17 protein-coding genes are annotated in these 17,606 nt (G+C 66.4%); 5 read left to right on the top strand and 12 right to left on the bottom strand.

Annotated elements, in window-relative coordinates; translation table 11 throughout:
- The 7 genes from BM002_RS13715 to BM002_RS13685 form a co-directional block, all read right to left on the bottom strand.
- Positions 1–222, bottom strand: a 222-nt coding sequence (locus BM002_RS13715) for a hypothetical protein (RefSeq protein WP_139212376.1), incomplete at its 3' end; no start/stop codon positions are given.
- Positions 223–582: 360 nt separating this feature from the next.
- The gene (locus BM002_RS13710) at positions 583–1,779 is read right to left on the bottom strand and encodes a winged helix-turn-helix domain-containing protein (RefSeq protein WP_092782109.1); all 1,197 of its coding nucleotides are present in this window, start codon (positions 1,777–1,779) and stop codon (positions 583–585) included.
- A gap of 112 nt (positions 1,780–1,891) precedes the next feature.
- Positions 1,892–2,941 (bottom strand): cell division protein ZapE, encoded by a 1,050-nt coding sequence (zapE, locus tag BM002_RS13705; RefSeq protein ID WP_092782105.1) that lies wholly within the window; start codon positions 2,939–2,941, stop codon positions 1,892–1,894.
- 3 nt (positions 2,942–2,944) lie between these two features.
- On the bottom strand, positions 2,945–3,730 hold the full coding sequence (locus BM002_RS13700) for an ABC transporter substrate-binding protein (protein WP_092782102.1): 786 nt from the start codon (positions 3,728–3,730) through the stop codon (positions 2,945–2,947).
- Entirely contained in the window at positions 3,727–4,440 is a 714-nt protein-coding gene (locus tag BM002_RS13695) for an ATP-binding cassette domain-containing protein (protein ID WP_092782099.1), read from the bottom strand. Before BM002_RS13695 ends, BM002_RS13700 begins: the two co-directional genes overlap by 4 nt.
- Positions 4,434–5,138 (bottom strand): ABC transporter permease, encoded by a 705-nt coding sequence (locus BM002_RS13690; protein WP_092782096.1) that lies wholly within the window; start codon positions 5,136–5,138, stop codon positions 4,434–4,436. Before BM002_RS13690 ends, BM002_RS13695 begins: the two co-directional genes overlap by 7 nt.
- 63 nt (positions 5,139–5,201) lie before the next feature.
- Positions 5,202–6,134, bottom strand: a complete 933-nt coding sequence (locus BM002_RS13685) for a glycosyltransferase family 2 protein (RefSeq protein ID WP_245749257.1) — start codon at positions 6,132–6,134, stop codon at positions 5,202–5,204.
- A gap of 206 nt (positions 6,135–6,340) precedes the next feature.
- Between BM002_RS13685 and BM002_RS13680 the strand changes: the two genes are divergently transcribed.
- The 4 genes from BM002_RS13680 (at position 6,341) to BM002_RS13665 (ending at position 12,925) form a co-directional block, all read left to right on the top strand.
- Positions 6,341–8,590: a hypothetical protein gene (locus BM002_RS13680; RefSeq protein WP_092782090.1), complete on the top strand. Its 2,250-nt coding sequence runs from the start codon at positions 6,341–6,343 to the stop codon at positions 8,588–8,590.
- Positions 8,591–8,731: 141 nt separating this feature from the next.
- Positions 8,732–11,008: a glycoside hydrolase family 99-like domain-containing protein gene (locus tag BM002_RS13675; protein ID WP_245749256.1), complete on the top strand. Its 2,277-nt coding sequence runs from the start codon at positions 8,732–8,734 to the stop codon at positions 11,006–11,008.
- A 16-nt stretch (positions 11,009–11,024) separates the two neighbouring features.
- Positions 11,025–11,996 (top strand): hypothetical protein, encoded by a 972-nt coding sequence (locus BM002_RS13670; RefSeq protein ID WP_139212375.1) that lies wholly within the window; start codon positions 11,025–11,027, stop codon positions 11,994–11,996.
- Entirely contained in the window at positions 11,996–12,925 is a 930-nt protein-coding gene (locus BM002_RS13665) for a class I SAM-dependent methyltransferase (protein ID WP_092782084.1), read from the top strand. The genes BM002_RS13670 and BM002_RS13665 overlap by 1 nt, the downstream gene beginning before the upstream one ends.
- A 42-nt stretch (positions 12,926–12,967) precedes the next feature.
- Here the strand turns inward: BM002_RS13665 and BM002_RS13660 are convergent, their stop codons facing one another.
- Together BM002_RS13660 and BM002_RS13655 are read right to left on the bottom strand one after the other, a co-directional pair.
- Positions 12,968–13,327, bottom strand: coding sequence for a Lin0512 family protein (locus BM002_RS13660; RefSeq protein ID WP_092782081.1), 360 nt, complete (start codon positions 13,325–13,327; stop codon positions 12,968–12,970).
- The gene (locus BM002_RS13655; protein ID WP_092782258.1) at positions 13,324–13,668 is read right to left on the bottom strand and encodes a Lin0512 family protein; all 345 of its coding nucleotides are present in this window, start codon (positions 13,666–13,668) and stop codon (positions 13,324–13,326) included. The genes BM002_RS13660 and BM002_RS13655 overlap by 4 nt, the downstream gene beginning before the upstream one ends.
- A gap of 168 nt (positions 13,669–13,836) precedes the next feature.
- Here BM002_RS13655 and rfbA point away from each other — a divergent pair, with 168 nt between their 5' ends.
- A complete protein-coding gene (gene rfbA, locus BM002_RS13650) occupies positions 13,837–14,712 on the top strand; it encodes a glucose-1-phosphate thymidylyltransferase RfbA (RefSeq protein WP_092782078.1) in 876 nt (291 codons plus the stop codon).
- A gap of 2 nt (positions 14,713–14,714) precedes the next feature.
- Here the strand turns inward: rfbA and choV are convergent, their stop codons facing one another.
- The 3 genes from choV to choX all read right to left on the bottom strand — a co-directional run bounded on the left by choV (position 14,715) and on the right by choX (position 17,597).
- Positions 14,715–15,725, bottom strand: a complete 1,011-nt coding sequence (gene choV, locus BM002_RS13645) for a choline ABC transporter ATP-binding protein (protein ID WP_092782074.1) — start codon at positions 15,723–15,725, stop codon at positions 14,715–14,717.
- Entirely contained in the window at positions 15,722–16,555 is an 834-nt protein-coding gene (gene choW, locus BM002_RS13640; protein ID WP_092782071.1) for a choline ABC transporter permease subunit, read from the bottom strand. The genes choV and choW overlap by 4 nt, the downstream gene beginning before the upstream one ends.
- A gap of 109 nt (positions 16,556–16,664) precedes the next feature.
- A complete protein-coding gene (gene choX, locus BM002_RS13635) occupies positions 16,665–17,597 on the bottom strand; it encodes a choline ABC transporter substrate-binding protein (RefSeq protein WP_175484900.1) in 933 nt (310 codons plus the stop codon).
- Between the last annotated feature and the right edge of the window lie 9 nt (positions 17,598–17,606).

The raw sequence follows: 17,606 nt of genomic DNA, 5'->3' as shown, positions 1-17,606 counted from the left end.
GGAGGGGCTGTCCTGGTCGGCGTTGAAGATGTCGTAGGCGAGGCCCGAAGTGCCCGAGCGGGTCGAGACGGTCACGCCATTGTCGGCCTGGCCGAGCTTGGCGACGGAGGCGCGGTCGCCGCCTTCGAGGGAGCCGTGCAGCTTGGTGTAGACGTCGGCCGACGCGGGGACGGCGGCCAGGGTTGCGACGGCGATGAGGGCGGAAGTGATGAAGGTTTTCATTGTGTTAGTCCTTTGTGTGTTGCGAGGACCCTGTTCGTTGCGGCGGGTCCGGGGTTTGATGTGCGGGGCGATGTTGCCCTGCTGATGGCCCTAACCTGGACCTCTGCGGGCTCACCTTCAATGCACGGACGCGTGATAATGGGCGAATATCGGCGCGCATACGCACAGACCTGTCGCAGGCCCGCACCGCCCTCACGATCCGTGATCCGGGGCTCACGTGGCCGTGAAAATACGTCGAAAACTGTAGCGGATGGACGGGTGATCCACGGGTGATCTGCGTCGGACGTGACTCGGGGTGGGTCCGGACAGGCTGAGGGGACCCTTGAGTATTTGGGAAGCAGAGAAGAAAGGGGCGGCGTTCTACTGGGTGCGCCAGCCGTCCGAAACCTCGACCCGCGCGACGCCGGCCAGGGGGCGGACGCGGTCGAGCTCGGTCAGGAGGCCCGCGACGCGCGCCTTGCCCATGCGGACGCCGTGCTCGGGCCAGAAGGCGCGGACGACGAGAGCGTCGCCGGTCCGCTTGGCATCAATGCGTCCGATGATGCGGTCGCCCTGGAGGACGGGGAAGACGTAGTAGCCGAATTGCCGCTTCGCTTCGGGCACGAAGATCTCGATCCGGTAGTGGAAGCCGAACAGGCGTTCGGCACGGGCGCGGTCGCGCAGGGCAGGATCGAAGGGCGACAGGAGCCGCACCCGCGACGAAGGCTCGGGCAGGGTCGCGGCACGGTCGAGCAGGGCCCGGGTCGTGAAACTGCGGCGCAGGGACCCGTCGGCCAATTCGATCTCGGCCTCCAGAATGCGGCCGGATGCCAGCGCCTCGGCACACCAGGCGCGGGCCTCGTCGCGGGTCACCACCTCGAAGAAGGCGGCGAGTTCGCCGCTGGTGGCGAACCCCAGACGGTCGAGCGAGGCGGTCATCGCCCAGTCCACGATTTCACCATCGTCGCGGCGAACGTTCAGATATTCCGGCGGGATCACCCGTTCGGTCAGGTCATAGAACTTGCGGAACCCCTGCCGGTGGCAGATCGCCAGTTGCCCGGACCGCCAGAGAAATTCGAGCGCGGCCTTGGAGGGATGCCAATCCCACCAGCCGGTCGACGACGTCTTTTTGCCGTCGCCCACATCCAGCGAACAGGCGGCGCCGTGGTCGGCGATGTGACGTTGCACCGTCTCGATCTCCCGCGCCCACCCTGCGCGACGGCCTTCCTGCCAGCGGGCGCGCATCCGGGCTTCGTCGCGGGCGAATTTCAGACGCCACATGGGATAGAACGGCATCGGGATGACGGCGGCGTCATGGGTCCAGTGCTCGAAGGCGGTGCGATGGCGGGCGACCAGATGTTCGAGGGATCTGGGGCGATACTGTCCCCGGCGCGACCAGAGGATCAGGTCGTGGGCGCGGGCCAGGGTGTTGACGCTGTCGACCTGAACGAAGCCGAGATCGTGGAGAACACCGTCGAGGTCCGCGCCGCGACCCGGACCGGAACCGGGGCGGAGAAGCAGGTGACGGTCGAGGAACAGGCGCCGGGCACGAGGGTTGTCGAGGCGGGGGAGTGTCATGGCATCATCCTGGCACCAAGGTCGCGTGCCTTGCAAAGGATCATGGCGCGACGGGGCGATTTCGGCCCTGTCCGCCGGACCGCGCATCGGGCGGCGATGGCCGGCGGCGCGATCACCGGCCCCAGTCGGCGCTTTGCATTTCGCGCAGGCGGGAGGCGGTGCGGTCGAATTCGAAGCGGCCTTCGCCTTCGGCATAGAGGTCTTCGGGCTCGGCCTCGGCCGAGATGATGACGGTCACGCGGGCCTCGTAGAGGGCGTCGATCAGGGTGACGAAGCGGCGTGCCTCGTTCGAATGGGCGCGGGCGAGGCGGGGGACGCGGGTCAGGATCAACACGCGGACCGCCCGGGCCAGGGCGAGGTAGTCGGCGGCCCCGAGGGGTTTGCCGCAGAGGTCGGCAAAACTGGCGCGGGCCACGCCGGACGCGAAGTCGGGCAGGTGCAGATCGCGGCCCTTGACGCGCAGGGTCAGGCCGTCGGTTTTGCCGTCGCTGAGCCGTTGCCAGACATCATCGAGATCGCCGCCGTCGACGACGTAGCGGGTCGCATCGGACAGCCGGTCCTGGCGGTAGTCGGTGGGCGAGGTCAGGTGGTGGACGATCATCCGCGCCTTGAGCAGGTCGATGAAGGGCAGGAAAAGCGCGCGGTTCAGCCCGTTCTTGTAAAGGTCGTCGGGGATGCGGTTCGAGGTGGTGACCACATGGACCCCGGCGTCGAAGAGCTTCTCGAAGAGGCGGCCGACGATCATGGCGTCGGTGATGTCGGTGATCTGCATCTCGTCGAAGCAGAGGACGGTGGTGTCGGCGATGATCGCCTCGGCCACGGGGGCCAGGGCATCGGGGGTGCCGGCGGCGCGGGCCTCGTGCATGCCTTCGTGGACCTGCTGCATGAAGGCGTGGAAGTGGACGCGGCGGGAGGGAACGGGCGAGGCTTCGTGAAAGAGGTCCATCAGCATGGATTTGCCGCGCCCGACCCCGCCCCAGAGATAGCAGCCCATGGGGCCGGTCGGGGCCTTGGCGCGCAGGCCCAGAAAGCCGCGCTTGGGTGCCGGGGCGGCCAACTTGGCGCGGATCGTCTCGAGCGGGGCCAGCGCCGCCTCCTGCGCGGGGTCGCGGGTCAGGGTGCCGTCGGCGACGCGGTTTGCATAGAGGGTCGGCAGGTCCAAGGGTTACTCCGCGTTGAAGGTGAACAGCTGTTGGCCGGCCACGCGGTAGCCGTCAATCACCTGCCGGGCGGTGTCGGAGGTCAGCCAGGACTCGACCACTGCGGCGGCGGGGGCGTTGACGGTGGGGTGGCGGGCCGGGTCAATGGGCAGGAAGCTGTATTGGTTGAAGAGCGCGGGATCGCCCTCGAACGCGATGGCCATGCCGCCCCGGTTGCCGAAGTTGAGCCAGCTTGCGCGGTCGGCCAGCACATAGGCCCCCATGCCCACGGCGGTGTTGAGGGCCGCGCCCATGCCCGCGCCTACGGGGCGATACCAGGGGCCATCCGGCGTGATCCCCGCGGCATTCCAGAGAGCGAGCTCCGCCTGATGCGTGCCGCTGTCGTCGCCCCGGCTGACGAAGGGGGCGCGGGTTGCGGCGATGCGGGCCAGGGCGTCGGCGGCATCCGTGGCCCGGGCCAGATCGGCGGGGTCGGAGGCGGGGCCGACGAGGACGAAATCGTTGTACATGATCGGGCGGCGATAGGGGGCGTGACCTTCGGCCACGAAAGCCTCTTCGGCGGCGCGGGCGTGGACGAGCACGGCATCGACATCGCCCGCGGCACCCAGACGCAGGGCCTGGCCGGTGCCGACGACGACAAGCTGCACCTCGACGCCCGTGTCGGCGGCGATGCGCGGCAGCAGGACTTCGGCAAGGCCGGAGTTCTCGAAGGACGTGGTGACGGCCATGCGCAGGGTGTCGGCCTGGGCGGAGAGCGGCAGGAGGAGGGCGAGGAGCAGGGCGCGGATCATTCAACGATATCTCCGTTCAGGAAGGCGCGGGCCTGGGGTGTCTGTGGCGCGTCGAAGAAGGCGGCGGCGGGGCCGGATTCGTGCACCCGGCCATGCAGCAGGAAGACGACGTCGGTGGCGATCCGGCGGGCCTGGCCCATGTCGTGGGTCGACATGACAAGGCGTGTGCCCCCGTCGGCGGCGGCCAGAAGGTGCCTCTCGATCTGGCGGGTGGCGCGCCCGTCGAGGGCGGCGCAGGGCTCATCGGCGAACAGGACCTCGGGTTCGGTCACGAGGGCGCGGGCGAGGGCGAGGCGCTGAAGCTCGCCGCCCGACAGGGAGGGCGCGGGTTGATCCAGCAGGGCGGTCAACTCGAAGGTGGTGGCGATGGCGCGGGCGCGCGCCTCGGCCGTCGCGGGCGGGACGCCGCGCAGGCGCAGGGGATAGGCAAGGTTGGCCAGCACCGAGCGGCGCAGCACCACGGGACGCTGGAACACATAACTTTGGCGGGTGCGCGCCGTGGCGGGCGGCAGGGACCAGTCGAGGCTGCCGGAGGTCAACCGCTCCAGCCCGTGCATCATCCGCAGAAGCGAGGTCTTGCCCGATCCGTTCGGCCCGATCACGGCGGTGATGCCGCCGGGGCCGATGGTCAGGTCGACGGGGCCGACCAGCACCTGTCCGCGTCGGCGCAACGTCGCGGCGCGCAGGGTGAGGGGCAGCACAGCTACCACAGGCTGCGCCGTTCTGTGCGCAGGGCCCAGTGGCTGGCCCCCGAGACCAGCAAGGCGATGGTGATGAGGATGAGGCCGAGGCCCACGGCCAGGGCGAAATTGCCGCGTCCGGTCTCAAGCGCGATGGCGGTGGTCAGCACGCGGGTCGCCCCGTCGATGTTGCCGCCGACGATCATGATCGCCCCCACCTCGCCGATGGCGCGCCCGAAGCCTGCCAGCGCCGCCGTCAGCAGTGCGCGACGTCCGTCGATCAGCAGGGTCGTCACCCGCTGCCACCGGGTCGCGTTCATCGAGATCAGGAGGTCGTGGTAATCGGCCCAGAGATCTCGCATCGCCTGATGCGCGATGGAGGCGATCAGGGGCGTGATGATGACGACCTGTGCGATGATCATCGCCGTGGGCGTGAACAGAAGGCCCAGAACCCCGAGCGGGCCGGAGCGCGACAGAAGCAGATAGACGACCAGACCGACCACCACGGGCGGCAGCCCGATGAGCGCATTGAGCACGGCGATCACCGCGCGGCGAAACCGGAACCGCCGCACCGCCAGCCAGCCGCCCAGGGGCAGGCCGATGGCACAGGCGATCAGCAGCGCCGTGAGCGTCACCTGGAGGGAGCGGGCCGTGATCTCGATCAGGTCGGCATCCAGCGTCACGATGAGGCGCAGCGCCTCTCGCAGGCCTGCCAACAGGTCGGTCATGGGGTTTCCCTTGGTGCTGGACCCAGATGGACCGGCGGGCGCGGGGGTTTCAAGCCATGCCCCTCAGAACCGGCGCAGCAGGAGCGCACCGGCAAGGCCGAGCTGACCCAAGGCGCCCTGTCGATAGAGGCCGGCGTCACGCATCAGCGACAGACGTTCGGAGAGGACCGCGTCGCGCGCGTGGCGCACGCGGGCCAGCAAGGCGCGGGCGTCGGGGCTCAGAAGGTCGGCAGCGGCGGTCAGCGCGGCCAGGTTCGCATCCATCCAGACGCGGTAGTCGCCCCGCACCATCCGGCGCATCCGGTGGGCCAGCGCGCCAAGGCCCGCGGCATCGCCGATCTGGTTGGACGCATGCTGGCGGTAGTCGAGGCAGGGCACCGGGTCGAAAAGCGCGGTGCCGCCCGCGCCGGTCACCAGTTGATAGAGAAACCAGTCGTGGACCGGGACGGCAAGGTCGAGCCGGGCGGCGGCCTGCACGATGCGAAGGGCGGACGCGTTCAGGACCATCGTGTTGCCGCCCGCGAAATTCTGGGTCAGCGCGTGGCGGAACGTCAGGGGCACCCGGGTGATCCGCGACAGGCTGCGGCGCGTGAGGTCCCGGTCGCAGACGCGGGTCGCGGCCCCATAGAGCGCCGGGCCGGGCAGGGGCTCAAGGGCGGCCACGGCGCGGGCCAGTTTGTCGGGATACCAGACATCGTCCTGATCGCTGAGCGCCAGGTAGTCGGTTTCGGGCACGGCACCGATCGCCCCGAGGAAGTTCGCGGCATAGCCCCTTCGGGGGCCCGCGCGCCGGATGATCGTGCCGGTCCAGTCTGCGGCGAAAGCGTCCACGATGGCCTCGGTGCCGTCGGTCGATCCGTCGTCGGAGACCACGATCAGCGCGGGCGGCATCGTCTGGGCCGCGATGCTGTCGAGTTGCGCGCGCAGGTATTCCGCCCCGTTCATCGTGCACAGGACCACGGCTATGCGTGGCGGCGGGGAGTGCGGTTCGGTCACGGTCGGGCCTTCGGGCAGTCGAGGAGCAGCCCTTCAACTGGCGAAGGCGCGGGGGCCTGTCAATCGCAGAGGGAGATCCGGGCAATTCGCGGCGACCTTTCGACAAAGGCCAGCCAAGGTCCCCAGTGATGCCCAGTCAGTTTCCTTCTGGCACCGTCTTTTGTCCTCAGGTTGGTCCCAATTCGCCACCTTTGAGGCACATTTCGATGGACATCACCCTTCGTCGCGTCATTCGCCCGAACCTGGAAGATCGCCAATCCCATGTGTCGGATATGGCCATCTATGAGATCGGGGGCCAGGTCTTCCTGATTGCCGGGTACGAAGGCAACACGCGGCTGGTCAGCTATGAGATCGGTAGCAACGGCAGCGCGACGTTTCGCGGCGGTCTGACCCTGCCCGGGGGGCCGTCGGTCGGAGATCTGGGGTCGATTGCCGTGGGGGCCATGGGCGATCTGGTGGTGACGGGCCTGTATGGACAGCATCCGCAGGTCGTGGATGTGCGCGCCAACGGATCGCTCGCCCTTGAGGGGATCAGTTCGTTCGGGCGCGACCTGGGCCGGGCGCCGGGCGATTTCGAGCTGGTCGATCTGCCGGGGGGCACCTTTGCCTATTCCATCAGCGGGACGGGGAACCTGATCGAAGTCGACTCGTTTCGCTCCAACGGGTCGGGTGTGGTGGAATCGGTCGTGACCGTCACCGGCGCGAACGGCGGTTACATGGCCATCCGGGATGTGACCATCGCCGAGGTGGGCAGCGCGACATACCTTGTCGCCGCCGTCTCGGGCGCGGATACGATCATTTCCTACAGCGTGGCGGACGACGGGCGCCTGACCGAGATCGGCCGGATCGGGGCGGCGAACGGGCTGGGCATCCACCTGCCGGAGGTCATCACCTCGGTTCACCTGGGCACGCAGACCTATGTCCTGGTCGGCAGCGCCGGAAGCGGGACGCTGACCGTGTTGCGCGTGCCGGCCAACGGGCGATTGCAGGCCGTCGACCATGTGGTCGACGATCTGGGCACGCGGTTCGACGGCATCGTCGCCATCGAGACGCTGATGGTGAACGGCACGCAGCTGGTGTTCGTGGCCGGATCCGACGACGGTCTGTCGGTGCTGCAACTGCTGCCCAACGGGCGGCTGATCCACCGCGCCACGATCGAGGATACGCTGGAAAGCACGCTTCAGAACATCAACGACATCGAGGTCATCCAGAACGGCAACCGCATCCAGATCTTCGTGACCGGAACCGTCGAAGACGGCATCTCCCTGCTGGAGATCGACATCGCAGAGATTGGCCTGACGCGCATCACCGGCACCGCGGGCCAAAGCCTGTCGGGAGGTACGAACGACGACGTGCTCTTCGCGCGCCACATGAACGTGCAGCTGACCGGTGGGGCGGGGGCGGACCGCTTCGTCTTCGACGCGGGCTATGGTGCCTCGGGATCGCTCGGCACGATCATGGATTTCCAGCCGGGCGTCGACCGCATCCTGTTTCCGAGCCTGCCGCATCTGTCGAACCTGTCGCAGTTCGACATCGTCAGCACGGCGAACGGCGCGATCCTGACCTACGGCGAAGTATCGGTGACCATCCGCAGTGCGACGGGTCAGCCGCTGACGGCCGACGATTTCACCCAGGCCGATTTCTTCGAGTTCGATAGCCATTTCATCGGCAATGCGCCCGACAGCCCGGTGTTCGACTATCGCCCGCCGGCACCCGATGCGCCCCGTCACCTGTTGGGGACGCCTTTTGCGGACCGGCTGGAAGGGGCGGGCGGCAACGACACGCTGATGGGCTATGACGGGAATGACGTTCTCATCGGCGCCGACGGACACGACCGGATCGAGGGCGGCGACGGGGCCGATCGTCTGGTCGGCGGGACGGGCAATGACACCATTCATGGCGGCGCGACCTCGGCCGACCTGCGCGACGAGATTTTCGGCGGTGCGGGCAACGACCTGATCGACGGCGGCTATGGCAATGACGAAATCTATGGGCAAGAGGGCAACGACACGATCATCGGGGGGTTCGGGTCCGATGTCCTGGCCGGTCAGCAGGGCGACGACGTCATCACGGGCGGCCCGCTCAGCGACCTGATCTTTGGCAATGATGGCAATGATTTCATCAATGGCGGCTTCGGCTTCGACCGGATCAACGGGGGCGCGGGGGCGGACCGGTTCTATCATCTCGGCATCGCGGACCACGGGTCCGACTGGATCCAGGATTTCAGCGATGACGAGGGCGATGTGCTGGTCTTTGCGAATGGCCGCGCCCGGCCCGAGGATTTCCAGGTCAATTTCGCCGTTACCGAAAACGCGGGCGTGGCGGATGTGGCAGAGGCCTTCGTCATCTACAGGCCCACGGGTCAGATCATCTGGGCGCTGGTCGATGGCGGCGATCTGGATTCGTTGATGATCCAGTTCGGGTCGGATGCAACGCAATATGACCTTTTGGCATGATGTCGCGCGGTTCTCGGATGGCGGTGGCATCCTGGCCTGGATCATCGCCGGCAGGTTGGTGATCGCGCATTAACCTGACCTTAAGCAAGAATCTCCATCCTCTGCCCAAGAGAGACAGGCCTTGGGGCAGGAGGGGATTCGATGGATTTCACGATTCGATCAAAGGTGTCGCGCCTGATGTCGTTCCTGCTGCCGAATTGGCAGCGTGACCGATACGCCTATGACGTCTGGAGGAGCGGGCTTTTCGACCGTGCCTTTTATGCGCAGGCGATTGCGGGGGCCAATCCGATCTATCGCGCCTTCCCGATCCGCCACTTCACGCGCTTCGGCGAGGCGTTCGGCCTGCAACCCAATTCCGATTTCTCGCCCCACGCCTATCTGCGCCTGAACCCCGATCTGCAAACCGCGCCCATGGCACCGTTCCAGCATTTCGTTTCCTTCGGCCGGAAGGAAAACCGCCCCTTTCGGGACACCCCCTGCGGGCCGTCGCCCCGCGATATCGCCCTGGCCGACCGGCGCAGTCTTGCCGCCAGCCACCGCAAGGCACGGTCCCGCTTTGCCCTGCACCTGCACCTCTATTACCTGGATCTCTGGGAGGAATTCGAAGCCGCGTTCCGGTCCCTCGACATTGCCTTCGACCTTTTCGTGACGATCACCTATTTCGGCCCCGAGTCCGAGGCGCTGCGCGACCGTATCGTCGCCGCCGATCCGAACGCCACGGTCCTGCTGATGCCGAACCGGGGTCGCGACATCTTTCCCTTCGTGCATCTGGTCAACGCCGATATCTTCGCAGGCTACGAGGCCGTGGCCAAGATCCACAGCAAGCGGTCGCCGCACCGTGAAGACGGGGATGCCTGGCGCGATCAACTGGTCGGCGGGCTGCTGTCGGGTCAGGCGACGGGTGACCTCCTGGAAGGTTTTCTGGCGGACGCGGACGCCAGCCTCTGGGTCTCGGATGGCCAGCACTATGCCGATCCGATCTGGTGGGGGTCGAACCGCGCTGCGACGGAACGGATGCTGACCCGGGTCGAGATCCCCATGGATGCGGAGAGATTGTCGTTCCCGGCCGGGTCGATGTACTGGCTCAAGCCCGAGTTGGTGGCGACGATCCGGGGCCTTGGCCTGAGCGAGACGGATTTCGAGCGCGAGGCGGGGCAGGTCGACGGGACCACGGCCCATGCCTTCGAGCGTGCCCTTGGCTACATGGCCGAAGACGGTGGCCGCCGCATCGTGCAGACGTCTCATCTGGCGAACCGTGTGACCGGCAAACCGCTGGCGCGCCCGTCTTTCGTCTCGGCGTTCTACCTGCCGCAATTCCACCGCGTCCCCCAGAACGACGCCTGGTGGGGCGAAGGCTATACCGAATGGTCCGCCGCCGCCTCGGCACAGCCGAATTTCGCAGGCCATCAGCAGCCGCAATTGCCGACGTCGCTCGGGTTCTACGATTTGCGCCAGACCGAGGTCATGGGCGAGCAGGCGGCGCTGGCCCGATCCGCCGGGATCGATGCCTTCTGCACCTATTTCTACTGGTTCGACGAGAAGCGGATCCTGGAGTCGCCGATTGACCGGCTTCTGGCGCGTCCGGACATCGATTTCCCCTTCTACCTGTGTTGGGCGAACGAGGCGTGGCGGCGCAACTGGGACGGTCTGTCGGGCGAGGTTCTGCTGGATCAGACCTATGCCCCGGGCTTCGAGGCCAAGCTGGCCCGCGATACCGCCCGCTACATGCGCGACCCGCGCTATCAGCGGCCCGACGGTGTCCGCCCCAGGTTCGTGATCTACCGGGCCGAGGACATGCCCGACCCCGTCGCCAACGTCGCCCGCTTGCGGCAGGCCTGGCGCAGCGAGCAATTGGGCGAAGTGGAGTTGGGCGCGGTCCTGTTCCATGTGGCCGGTGACAGCCCCGTGCCCGAGGGTCTGTTCGACTTCCAGGTCGAGATGCCGCCGCACGGGCTGGTGGGCGAGGCCGACTATCTGGTAGGTGGTCCCAAGGGTCCGGCCCGCGACATGGGATTGGCGCCGGGGTTCGACGGATTGATCTATGACTATCGCGCCGTCGCCCGGAACGCCGTGTCCGACGCCTACCGCGACCGTCTGCCAGCCGACACGATCGCGGGGATCATGCCCAGTTGGGACAATACCGCCCGGCGCGGTGGCAAGGCCCATGTCGCCTGGGGGGCCAACCCGATGACCTTCGACCGCTGGATGCAATCGATCTGCGAGCGGCGATTGGCGTCCTCCTATGGGCAGGAGCTGTTCATCAACGCCTGGAACGAATGGGCCGAGAAGGCGATGCTGGAGCCGACACGGCAATACGGCGACGCGAACCTGCGGGTTCTGCGCAAATGGGCCAGCGGACCAAAGGCACGACGCCGCAACCCGGTGTTAACCGGTCATCGCGTACAGCAGACAGCCTGAGAAAAGGGGAACCGCCTTGGCGAGAATCGTACTGCACGTGGGAACCCACAAGACGGCGACCACGACCATCCAGAAGACGCTGCACCTGAACCGCGCGGCCGCGGCATCGGCGGGCCTCATCTACCCCGAACTGCGAAACCAGCATCATGGGCTGACCTGTCACTGGGTGCGCCTGCCTGCCTTTTATGCCTACGCCGAGGGGGCGCGCGCCGCCTGGGACCGGATCATCGCCGACCATGCGGCGGGCGAGGGCACGGTGCTGATCTCGAGCGAGGAGTTTTCGCGCGGCACCCCCGGCAATCGCGTCGACTACGGCGAGTTGCGCAGTTGGCTTGCCCCGTTCGAGTCGGTCGAGGTGGTCTGCGTCCTGCGCGAACAGGTCTCCCTGATCCAGTCGATCTTCCTGGAGGTGTTCCGCAAGAACGGCCAGTTTCCCTGGGCCCGCTATTTCGACGCGTGCATCGAGCAGCGTCTCGGAACGGGCGTCCACCTCGACTACAATGCCCTGCACGATGCCCTGTTGACCGGCTTCGATGCAGAGGAAATCACCTATCTGCCGTTCCGTGCCGAAGGCGAGCGTCCCGATCCCATGGGCACGCTCTTGCGCCACATCGGGTTCGACACGCTTGCAACGCAGCTTAACCGCCATGACACCAATGTCTCGGGCGATCCCCTGGCGACATGGATCATGGGTCAGCTTGGCGGCCAATGCCCGTCCGATCCAGCGCTCGAGGCGAATATCCGGCGTGTGTTCAAGGATCGCCCGAGCTTCATCTACAACTGGCCCGAGTATCAGAGCGTGATCCGGACCTTTGCCCCGCTCAACGACCGGTTCATCGCGCGCCAGTCCGGGGTGACGGCAGGTGACCTGAAGTTGCTGCACCTCGAGAAAGGCCGGGCGTTCCTGCGTAACGACATGGGGGCGGGCCATTGGATGCAGGTGGCGCGCACCCTGCTGGCGGCACAGACCGCCGCGCAGGCCGCCTGATGGGAAGCGGTCTGGCCCTCCTGACGCGCCGCGCCAGCACCCTGCCGCAATCCGCTCCTGAGCCCGTGGCAGCGCAGCTTTATCGCCGGTCGCGGCAATTCTTTGACCGGTTCGACGCCCTCCACCGCTTCCACCGGGCGCATTTCGATCTCCATCACCCGGCCGAGGCGGCATTATCGCGGCGTGGCGGACAGATGCCGATCCACCACCTTGGCTCGGACGCGGCGGCGGACGTCGATATCGCGACAGGCGCGATGTTTCTCGACCTGTTCAACTTCCGCGAGAGTTTCATCGACCCGACCGGCCTGAACGCTCGCCAGCGCCAGCTGGTTCTGGCGGTCTTGATGCGCCGCGCGGCGCGACCGCAACTGACCGCGCTGTTCGAACACGGAACGGCACTGCACCGGGCGTTGATCGACGCGGGGCTTCCCGTCCATTCCAGCCACTACGTGCCCGATCCCGGCGATCCGTTCCGACAGGACATGCAGGCGCTCGACTACCCGTCGGACAAGTTCGATCTGGCCGTCCATGCGGATGTGCTGGAGCATATTCCCGACCACGCCGCGGCCCTGTCCGAATGCTGGCGCATCCTGAAACCAGGCGGTCAGCTGATCTTCACGACGCCGGTCTTTCCGATGCGCGAAAACGTCCTGCGCGCGGAAATCGCGGCGGACGGCTCTCTGATCCGGCACCATCCGGACGAGATCCACGGCGACAACCTGACCGGCGGCATCCTTGCCTTCCACAACTTCGGATGGGGCCTGATCGAGGATCTGCGCCGGATCGGATTCGGGGATGTTGCCGTCGAGGTCTGCCTTGAACCGCGCCTTGGTCTTTATTCCAGCAATTGCCCGCTCTGGACAACGCTCGACCCGCTTCAACCCGGGAACATGCTGCCGCTCGTCCTCGTGGCGCGAAAGCCGGGCTGACCGCATTGAGACCGGGAGTTGCGCTTTGACAGCACGAGGCAATCAGGCCGGGCGGAAGCCGTGGCCCTCGGTGTCGAGAAAGGCCTTCACGCCTGCAACCGCCAGGGTGATGTCTTCCTGCCCGCCCATGCCGCGATCGTGCAGGCCGCCTTCGATGACCGTGACCTCGATACGTCCGTAGGGCAGGGCGTCGGCCACGGCCTGTCGATCCACCTGGTCGGGAAAAGGCACCGCGATGGTGACCTCGACCCGCATATCGGCCGGGTGTTTGTACGCCTTGAACAGCGTCAGGGAGGAATGCCGGATCGCATCGCTCACCGCGCGCAGGGCGGCCTTGGTCATGTCGTGGCCGTGCACATCGGCCCCCATGCCCATTTCCAGGATCAACGTCTTCTCGGTCATTGGTCGCGCTCCACATCGAAGGACACGCTGACGATGGCGTTCGCCACGATCACCTTGTCGCCATTCATCTCCAGATCCGCGCCGCCCTTGATCGCTTCGGCCGTCACCGTGCCATAGGGCGCTTCGGCGCGGACCCGGTCCAGATCGACGGCGGCGGGGTTGCCGACGCCGATCCTTATGTCGACCAGCATCGCCTCCTTTGGCAGATCGAAGGCCTGCGCCACCGTGAGGTAGTTGCGATGCAGTGCGTCGTGGACCGCCCGGCAGGCCGCCTTGGTATAGTCGGCCCCCTTCAGGTCGGTGCCCATTCCCATCTCGACGGCGAATTGTGTCTTGGCCATGTCGTGCCCTTTCCGGTGTCCGGTTTTGGTCATGCCCGGTCGACGCTCCGTTGCCAAGCCGGGCCGCCCGGGCCCCATCGGGCTGACTCCGCCGATCCCGGGGGCAATCCCTTGTGGCGCAGGGCCCGCACCGCTAGTCAACGCAGACGTATTGCGAAGGGGATATTGATGACACAGCGAAAAGGGATCATCCTGGCCGGCGGCTCGGGCACCCGGCTCTATCCGGTGACGGTCGGCGTCTCAAAGCAGCTTTTGCCGATCTACGACAAGCCGATGATCTATTACCCCATCTCGATCCTGATGCTGGCGGGCATCCGGGACATCGCGGTCATCACCACGCCGCAGGACGCCGATCAGTTCAAGCGAACCCTGGGCGACGGGAGCCAGTGGGGCGTGGCGCTCACCTATATCGAGCAGCCGTCCCCCGACGGTCTGGCGCAGGCCTATATTCTGGCCGAGAACTTCCTTGATGGCGCGCCCTCGACGCTGGTTCTGGGCGACAACATCTTCTTTGGCCACGGCCTGCCCGAAATCCTGAGGGCCGCAGATCAGCGCATACATGGCGGAACGGTCTTCGGATATCAGGTGGCCGACCCCGAGCGCTACGGCGTCGTGGCTTTCGGCAAGGATGGCAAGGCCAGTCAGATCATCGAAAAGCCCGATATTCCGCCGTCGAATTTCGCGGTGACCGGACTCTATTTTCTCGATGGCGACGCTCCGGCGCGGGCGCGTCAGGTGCAGCCGTCGGCCCGGGGCGAGCTGGAGATCACGTCGCTTCTTCAGATGTACCTCGACGATGGCACCCTGTCGGTGGAGCGGATGGGCCGCGGCTATGCCTGGCTCGATACCGGAACCCACGAGAGCCTGCTGGATGCCGGCAATTTCGTGCGGACGCTGGAGCGGCGGCAGGGCCTTCAGACCGGTTGCCTCGAAGAGATCGCCTATCATGCCGGTTGGATCGGACGCGACGATCTGATCGCGCAGGCCGAGCGGTATTCGAAGAACCGCTACGGGCGCTATCTCCTGGGCTTGCTCAACACCTGAGGCTAGCGGCCCAACCGGCTCAGCACCGACTGGCGGTCGACGATGCCGATGGATCGGCCCGCATCCTGCACCGGGATCGGTCCGTCGCGCATTGCGCACAGCCGGATAAGATCGCGGACCGGCATCGTGGCGGGGATCGCCTCGCCGGTGCCGGTGCCCTCCACCGCGATATCCGCCGCCGTCAGCACCCCGAGCGGGTTCATATGCGCCACGAAATCGGCGACATAGTCATTCACCGGGTTGGTGAAGATATCCGCCGGGGTCCCGCATTGGATGATGCGCCCGCCCTCCATGATGGCGATACGCCCGCCCAGTTTGAACGCCTCGTCCAGATCGTGACTGACGAAGACGATGGAGCGTTTGAGCCGGGTCTGAAGCTCCAGCAACTCGTCCTGAAGCCGCGTCCGGATCAGCGGGTCGAGCGCGCTGAACGGCTCGTCCATCAGCAGGAGCGGTGCGTCGGTCGCGAAGGCGCGGGCCAGGCCCACGCGCTGCTGCATGCCGCCGGACAATTCCCCGACCTTGCGGTCGGCCCAGTCGGTCAGGCCCACCAGGTCCAGCTGCGTGTCGACCGCCTTGCGCCGGGCCGCGGGATCAAGCCCGGCCAGTTCCAGGCCGAGGCCCACATTCTCCCGCACGTCGCGCCAGGGCAGCAGGCCGAATTGCTGGAACACCATGGCCACCCGCGTCTGGCGCAGACGGCGCAGGTCGCGCGGTTTGGCGTGGGTGACGCTGACCATCCGGTCGCCATCGTTGATCCGGACCTCGCCCCGCGCCACGGGGTTCAGCCCGTTCACCGCGCGCAGCAGGGTCGACTTCCCGGACCCCGACAGGCCCATCAGGACGAGGATCTCGCCCTGTTCGACCGTCAGGCTGCAATCGTGGACGCCCAGAACCTGGCCTGTCGCCGCCTGCACCTCGGTTCGGGTCTTGTCCTGATCCATGAGCGGCAGGGCCCGGTCGGGGCGGTCGCCGAAGACGATGGAGACGTTGTCGAATTCCACCGCGTTCATTTGCGTTCCATCCGCAGCATCCGGTCCAGCATGATGGCCACGACCACGATGATGAAACCGCTCTCGAACCCCAGGGCCGTGTTGACCTGATTGAGGGCGCGCACCACCGGCACGCCAAGGCCGTCTGCCCCCACCAGTGCCGCGATGACGACCATGGACAGCGACAGCATGATCGTCTGGCTCAACCCCGCCATGATCTGCGGCAGGGCATATGGCAATTCGACCTTCCACAGGGTTTGCGACGGGGTTGCGCCAAAGGCCTGGGCCGCTTCCAGAAGCGGTTCCGGGGTGGAGGAGACGCCCAGATGCGTCAACCGGATCGGCGCGGGCAGCACGAAGATCACCGTGGCGATCAGGCCGGGCACCATGCCGATGCCGAAAAAGACGATGGCCGGGATCAGATAGACGAAGGTCGGGAGCGTCTGCATCAGGTCCAGAACGGGCCGCATCCACGCATAGAGCCGCGGTCGATGGGCGGCGGCGATGCCGATTGGCACACCGATCGCCATGCAGACCACGCAGGCCGAGAGCACGAGGGTCAGGCTCTCTGTCGTTTCCTCCCAATAGTCCTGATTGAGGATGAAGAGGAAGCCGAGCGCAATGAAGAGGCAGAGCTTCCAGCTGCGGTGCAGCGCCCAGGTCAGGGCGACGAAGGCGGCGATGACGATGAAGGGATGGGGCGATTGCAGCACCCAGAGGATCGCATCGATCATCGTCTCCATCGCCAGGGCAAGCCCGTCGAAGAAGAAGGCCAGGTTCGCCTGCATCCAGTCGAAGACGGTTGCCGCAGCTTTCCCCACGGGGATCTTGTTGTCGGTCAGCCAATCCATCGGCGCTTCCTTTGGGCGGTCAGAAGGGCTTTCGCGGAAAGCCCTTCCCGAAGTCCTTGTGAAGGACTTCCCTGTGCAAACTCTTCAACCGAAGAGCCTTGGGGTCGCGTTACTGAAGCGCCGCCGTAACCGCTTCCATGGCATCGCCGCCGTCGAAGGTGGTCACGCCCTCCAGCCAGCCGTCGAGTGCGCCCATGTTGGCCTTGATCCAGGTGGCTGCCGCCGCCTCCGGGTCGGTGCCGTCGTTCAGGATCGCGCCCATGATCTCGTTCTCCATGGCCAGCGTGAATTCGAGGTTCTTCAGCAGTTGGCCCACATTGGCGCATTCGGTGACGTAGCCCGCGCGGGTGTTGGTATAGACCGTGGCCCCGCCCAGATCGGGCCCGAAATAATCGTCGCCGCCTTCCAGATAACCCATCTCGAAATTCGCGTTCATGGGATGCGGCTCCCACCCGAGGAAGACGATGGGCTCTCCGCGCTTGGTCAGGCGGTCGACCTGCGCCAGCATCCCCTGTTCCGAGGATTCGACGACTTCGAAATCGGCCAGGTCGAAGGCCCCCGCGTCGATCATGGACTGGATCAGGCGATTGCCGTCATTGCCCGGCTCGATGCCATAGATCTTGCCGTCGAGGGCTTCGGCCTGCGACGCGATGTCGGCAAACGAGGCGATGCCGAGGTCCATGGCGACCTTGTTCACGGCCAGCGTGTATTTCGCGCCCTGAAGGTTCGCGCGGACGGTGTCGACGGTGCCCGCCTCGCGGTAGGGGGCGATGTCGGCTTCCATCGTGGGCATCCAGTTGCCCAGGAAGATGTCGATGTCGCCCTCGGCCATGGAGGTATAGGTGATCGGCACCGACAGGACCTTGACGTCCGTCTCGTAGCCGAGCGCCCCGAGGAGCGTGGTCGCGACGGCCGTGGTAGCCGTGATGTCGGTCCAGCCCACATCGGCAAGGACGACCTCCTGACAGGCGGCATGGCCATCGGCGAAGGCGGCACCTGCCGTCAGGGCCAGGATGGAAGCGGCGGTGAGCGTGCGGATCATGAGTTTTCT

Source organism: Jannaschia pohangensis (assembly GCF_900113875.1).
GTDB classification, from domain to species: Bacteria; Pseudomonadota; Alphaproteobacteria; order Rhodobacterales; family Rhodobacteraceae; genus Jannaschia; species Jannaschia pohangensis.
The sequence above is the reverse complement of the archived record's forward strand: the minus strand, read 5'-3'. Positions and strand labels throughout refer to the sequence as shown.